The 4763-nt window shown below is 60.8% G+C and carries 8 protein-coding genes and 1 pseudogene; 3 read left to right on the forward strand and 6 right to left on the reverse strand.

The window, feature by feature from the left end; translation table 11 throughout:
* Window positions 1–218: pseudogene (locus EN925_RS23945) on the forward strand (PadR family transcriptional regulator); the annotation flags it as partial.
* A gap of 112 nt (window positions 219–330) precedes the next feature.
* Entirely contained in the window at window positions 331–630 is a 300-nt protein-coding gene (locus EN925_RS23950) for an HlyU family transcriptional regulator (protein ID WP_024505488.1), read from the forward strand.
* 146 nt (window positions 631–776) lie between these two features.
* Here EN925_RS23950 and EN925_RS23955 read toward each other — a convergent pair whose 3' ends face one another.
* Window positions 777–1547, reverse strand: coding sequence for a hypothetical protein (locus tag EN925_RS23955; RefSeq protein ID WP_127369554.1), 771 nt, complete (start codon window positions 1545–1547; stop codon window positions 777–779).
* On the opposite strand from EN925_RS23955, the gene EN925_RS23960 reads away from it, so the two are divergent.
* Window positions 1537–1809: a hypothetical protein gene (locus EN925_RS23960; RefSeq protein ID WP_127369555.1), complete on the forward strand. Its 273-nt coding sequence runs from the start codon at window positions 1537–1539 to the stop codon at window positions 1807–1809. The genes EN925_RS23955 and EN925_RS23960 overlap by 11 nt on opposite strands.
* 89 nt (window positions 1810–1898) lie before the next feature.
* Here the strand turns inward: EN925_RS23960 and EN925_RS23965 are convergent, their stop codons facing one another.
* The 5 genes from EN925_RS23965 to EN925_RS23985 all read right to left on the reverse strand — a co-directional run.
* Window positions 1899–2108, reverse strand: a complete 210-nt coding sequence (locus EN925_RS23965) for a hypothetical protein (protein ID WP_013530154.1) — start codon at window positions 2106–2108, stop codon at window positions 1899–1901.
* Between the two features lie 93 nt (window positions 2109–2201).
* The gene (locus EN925_RS23970) at window positions 2202–2837 is read right to left on the reverse strand and encodes an outer membrane lipoprotein carrier protein LolA (protein WP_127369556.1); all 636 of its coding nucleotides are present in this window, start codon (window positions 2835–2837) and stop codon (window positions 2202–2204) included.
* Between the two features lie 56 nt (window positions 2838–2893).
* Window positions 2894–3157, reverse strand: a complete 264-nt coding sequence (locus EN925_RS23975) for a glycine zipper domain-containing protein (RefSeq protein ID WP_127369557.1) — start codon at window positions 3155–3157, stop codon at window positions 2894–2896.
* 118 nt (window positions 3158–3275) lie between these two features.
* Window positions 3276–3662 (reverse strand): hypothetical protein, encoded by a 387-nt coding sequence (locus EN925_RS23980; protein ID WP_082826532.1) that lies wholly within the window; start codon window positions 3660–3662, stop codon window positions 3276–3278.
* A 298-nt stretch (window positions 3663–3960) separates the two neighbouring features.
* Window positions 3961–4763 (reverse strand): MFS transporter (locus EN925_RS23985; RefSeq protein ID WP_128336983.1); only part of this gene is annotated, 803 nt, incomplete at its 5' end.

A 4763-nucleotide genomic window follows, 5' to 3' on the forward strand; every position in this document is an offset into this window, starting at 1 on the left:
CGCGCGACTGGTTCGGCTGGAACGACGAGAGCGAAGAGGGCGGGCGTCGTGGCGGCCGCGGGGATCGTTCGGAAGCGCGCGACGAATTCCGCGCAGTCCGTCACCGGCTGCGCGCGGCTCTGGGCGACTTCGTCGACGCCCCGGCCGACAAGCAGGCCGAGGCCATCGCCATCCTCGAAGCCGCCGCCGAGGCGCTGGAAGCGCTGTCGCACAAGTAAGCTCGTCCAGCCGACCGGACGCAGCCCTTGCCCGCTGGCCCAAGGACCGATAGTGAAATTCATCCCGCGTCACTCTACATGGTGCGGGATGAATGCTGTTGGAGGAAGTCCGATGTCTTTTCTGAAGCGTCTTTTCGGCGGTGGCGGCGGCGGAACCCAGACGGCTGAGCCGACGAGTGCAGCGCCAGCCAAGCAGGTCGAGCACAAGGGCTTTCTGATCAGCGCCACGCCCTACAAGGCCGATGGCCAGTACCAGACCTGCGGCGTCGTCTCCAAGGAGATCGACGGCGTGGTGAAGGAACACAAATTCATCCGCGCCGACCGCTTTGCCGGGCTCGATGACGCCGTCGACATCTCGATCAAGAAGGGCATCCAACTGGTCGACGAGCAGGGCGATCGGGTTTTTGGATAGGCAGGACCGGTCGAGGCGAAATCTTCGGCATCTCGCAATGAGCCCAACCGATCAGCGTGAAGATGCTGTCAAGCGTGTTAGGAACGCCAAACAAGGCCGGGTCTCCGCAATGCCATCAAAGCCGGCTCACTCTATAGGCCGCCTTGCTATGGCAGTAAATGCATGAGTTCGTCCGGCATTGTGGTAACCGCCGGCACCGGAGTAGCCGCCGGCGTGGGATCGGCCGGATCGGCAACATTCGTTCCACCGATGACGTAGCCCGGTTCTTCCGAGTACGAGTAGACTTTCGTTATGATGCCTGATTTGAGCGCTTCAGCGTCCCAGACGTTATAAAGGCCCTGCGGCGTTGCCAGCCCCATCATGGCGAACACATCGGCGCTGTTGACGCCCATTTCGTCGAAATAGTCGGACAGCAACTGCTTCAGCGCCGGATCAGGCACCGTCGAAATCTCATCAAGGCTTCTTCTGCCGTTGTGCATTCGGGGTGTCTTCCGGCCGTTCGTTATCTGATGGACGGCGATCCGGGCATTGGCAGCTGCGGCGCGGACCTGGCCCCCAGCCAAGGCCCATGGGCAGGCCGAGAAACAGTACGCCCCACCAGAATGAACTTCCCCTTCCGACCAGCCGTTCCTGACCATCTTTTGCGGACAGCGTGGCACCAGCATCGGGCAGCCGTTCAACTGCGTCCTGCCTATCGCAGTTTCGAGGCCGGCGGCGCGGATCATGTGTCCCATTTCGAGCGCCGCATCCACGTTCCCGCCGCCAGACTGAAACACGACAGGAAGCCTTTCTCCCTTCAGTTTCCGCAGAAATTTCTCAAATTGCCTGGCGGTATCAGGTTTTATTATGCCCTCGGCAGATATCCATTGGACGCAGTTGACGTTGCAATCGCCGTTCCGAACCAGAATGAAGTTCATCGGCCATTCTTCGGGCGCTTTCTGCTTTGCGACGGCCGATGCAGTTGCAGTCAAGGCGACAAAGGCGATCAAGCAAAAGGTTACCAGCGGACCCAGGCGAGTTGTCACGTTGAAAAGCCCCACTTACCCACGAATAACTATTATCGCCTTAGGTCTGTCTGACACAACCTTCTTTAACTCTCCGCTCGACGACGCCGTCGACATCTCGATCAAGAAGGGCATCCAGTTGGTCGACGAGCAGGGCGATCGGATTTTTGGGTAAGGGCCGGACCATCGCCGAACCGAGCGCCGCCCGGGCCTTGCGCCACGATAGACCTATCGCTCAGGGGTTGACGTGCGACCACCAGCGGGTCAATTCGTCCTGGCGGGATCGATCGTCATCAGGCGTGCCCTTGCCTCGATCAGGTGCCTTTGCGCGGCTCTTATCCGGCTGCACAATGCCAGATTGAGGGCGACGCCACCTTCCTCATCCAGCAAGTCGTTCGCGCACTTCAAAGAGTGCTCAGCTCTCCTTATACGCAGTCTGGCTTTGGCCGCTTCCATGCTGTGAATTTCAATCATTGCGCCGCGTCCTTTGCGGTTCCGGTCCCTTCATGGACTAAACCGCTGGTAATCGCATTGGTTCCGGCCCAGGGAATATGCCCGCGGCTTCGGCTATTTCGTGGTGGTGTTGAATTCACGGTTTGCCGTGTAATCGATCACGAAGGTGCCCTCGGGAGCGCGAACGCCCTGCTTCACATTTGATATAGTCACCGTTGTGGTAAGTCCCTTCTCGTCGGTGAGGCTCCATCTGCGCAGATCGAGAGATTTACTGTCGAACACCATGGAGATGCTCGAATTGCCGAAGGTCGATCTGTCGGACAGCTTGACGGTAACTTGGGCGCCATCGTCCCTGATGCTTTTCACGCGATTGCCGGAGAAGTCGACCTTATTGTCGAGCAGCAGCTTAAGCGGCGTCTTCGAGAGAGCATAAAGCCGCGATGTCTTCAGCTTTCTGTTATAAACCACCAGGGATTTGCCATCTGCAATCACGCTGATCCCTGATTGGCCTGCATAGTTGAATCGGATCTTGCCGGGGCGTTGTAGAAAAAACCTGCCACGGGTCCTCTCCGCATTTGGACCCGACTGGACGAAGTCCCCGGACATGGACTTTACCGATGAGAGGTGATCGGCAATCGTCTTGGCATCAACAGGCGCGGCGGAGATCGCGGCGGTGGATGCCGCATACATCGCGGCAGCGCTGGCAACGGCGAACCAGCAACCCAGCAGTACTTTGATCCGATAGCCCATCGCTTATCCCACCTCCGGAGGAGGCGCGTGATCGAAAGAGATCACGCGCCTCCAGGTCAGTAACCCTCCGGGCATCGTGCAACGTAAACCCGGCCATACTGATCGCGATATCTGCACTGGCCGGCTTCGCTGGCGTGCCCGATGACGGCCCCGGCTATCGCGCCAACCGCACCGCCAACAACCGCCCCTTGCACAGGATCGCCGGCCACCGCGGCGCCTACCGCTGCGCCACCCAAGCCGCCGACGACAGCGCCTTGTTCGGTACGGGAGCACGCCGAGAGCGGAATGAGCAGGCTCAAAATGAGCAGCGTCTTTTTCATTGGTTCTCTCCTGGGCTACTATTAGCCAAAGCTTAAATGCTCAAGAAAGCTTTTCGATCCATCGTGGGTTGCCTGTCCTTCAAGCGCCGGGCCGTGGCGGACCCGTGTGCCCTCCGGCTCAAACGCCTGCAATCGCCAAAAGCCAGGCCAGGATATCGAGCAGCAGAAACAGCAGCGCAATCTGCAGCGCCACCCGCAGCCGCTGGATAATTCGCCAGTTGCCGGCCATGTCCGCCTTGATGCGAAGCGCAAGCGCGCGGCGCATGGCCGACATCGTCGTCGGCCTGTCGCCGTCGACATATTGATCAAGCAACTCTTCGGGATCGAAGCGGAATGTGTATTGGTGGTAGGGCCAAAGCATGAAGACGATCAGCCCGCCAATGCCGAACAGCAGGGCCACCGCAATCCAGTCCCAAGGCCCAAGCCCGTTGGAAAGGGCCGCACCGCCAAGCAACGAGTTTGCGAAGGCGGTGGCGAAGACAAGGCTGCCGGCGCGGCTGCTCATGTTCTCCACAAGGGTTTGCTGTTGCGTGAGACCTCTCACTGCTTCCTGATAAATGAATGCGAGACGCGGATCGTCGTCGGCAACAGCGCTTGCGGCAATTCTGTTGCTTTCGCTTCCACTCGGATGTTCGACCATCAGGGTGTCCTCTCTGGCGTGGACTGGATGCGCGAGCTCAGTCGAGATCGCTTGGTGCAAACGTTGGCCGTAAACTGCCTCGCGCAAGGGGGAATCCGCAGTGAACCGAACGGGCCAGGCTGATTGCGCGCCTGGCCAGCAAGGTTTGGGAAATCGACCCGGACTACGCCGGCTGGAACTCCCTGCGCGGTAGCGGCGGAAACGCGATGGCGATGCCGACCGCGCCGAGCCCGATAAGAGCCGAGCCGATGAACAGCCAGGAATAGTTGGCGTAGGCGTCGAACACCATGCCGCCGGCAAGCGGGCCCAGCGCCATGCCGAGGCTGGACAGCATGGTGGCGGCGCCGAACACGGTGCCGAGGATGCGCTGGCCGAAATATTCGCGCGCCAGCACCGCATAGAGCGGCATGACGCCGCCATAGGTGGCACCGAAGATAACGGCCAGCATGTAGAACTGCTCAAGCCGGCTGATCGAGAGATAGGCGGCAATGACGATCGCCTGGATCGCCAGGCCCGCGATCAGCACCGGCTTGACGCCCAGCCGGTCGGCCAGCACGCCGTAGAAGAGCCGGCCGCCGAGGCCTGCCAGGCCTTCGACACTGTAGATCGAGACCGCTGCCATGGGGGCGACGCCACACAGCATGGCATAGCTGACCATATGGAAGATCGGGCCGGAATGCGCCGCACAGCAGGCAAAGAAGGTCAGCCCCAGCACGATGAACTGCGGTGAGCGCAGCGCCTTGCCGACCGTCAGGCCGGCGCCTTCGGCAACCGGCGCGGAGCCGGTATCGGCCATGACGGGCTTCGGTGGTTGGCGCACCAGCAGCACCGCCGGCAACAGCAATAGCCAGGCGGTAATGCCGATGTCGAACATGGCGGTTCGCCAGTCATAGGCGGAGATCAGCCAGCGGGCGAAGGGCGAAATCGTCATCGGCGCCACGCCCATGCCTGCCGAGACCAGCGAGA

This window comes from Mesorhizobium sp. M7A.F.Ca.US.006.04.2.1 (assembly GCF_004022915.1).
GTDB classification, from domain to species: domain Bacteria; phylum Pseudomonadota; class Alphaproteobacteria; order Rhizobiales; family Rhizobiaceae; genus Mesorhizobium; species Mesorhizobium ciceri.

Bases quoted from the DNA above. Each gene is read 5' to 3' on its own strand.
- EN925_RS23950 (WP_024505488.1), top strand. From the start codon at position 331: ATGTCTTTTCTGAAGCGTCTTTTCGGCGGTGGCGGCGGCGGAACCCAG.
- EN925_RS23960 (WP_127369555.1), top strand. From the start codon at position 1,537: ATGAAGTTCATCGGCCATTCTTCGGGCGCTTTCTGCTTTGCGACGGCC.
- EN925_RS23955 (WP_127369554.1), bottom strand. From the start codon at position 1,547: ATGAACTTCATTCTGGTTCGGAACGGCGATTGCAACGTCAACTGCGTC.
- EN925_RS23965 (WP_013530154.1), bottom strand. From the start codon at position 2,108: ATGATTGAAATTCACAGCATGGAAGCGGCCAAAGCCAGACTGCGTATA.
- EN925_RS23970 (WP_127369556.1), bottom strand. From the start codon at position 2,837: ATGGGCTATCGGATCAAAGTACTGCTGGGTTGCTGGTTCGCCGTTGCC.
- EN925_RS23975 (WP_127369557.1), bottom strand. From the start codon at position 3,157: ATGAAAAAGACGCTGCTCATTTTGAGCCTGCTCATTCCGCTCTCGGCG.
- EN925_RS23980 (WP_082826532.1), bottom strand. From the start codon at position 3,662: ATGAGCAGCCGCGCCGGCAGCCTTGTCTTCGCCACCGCCTTCGCAAAC.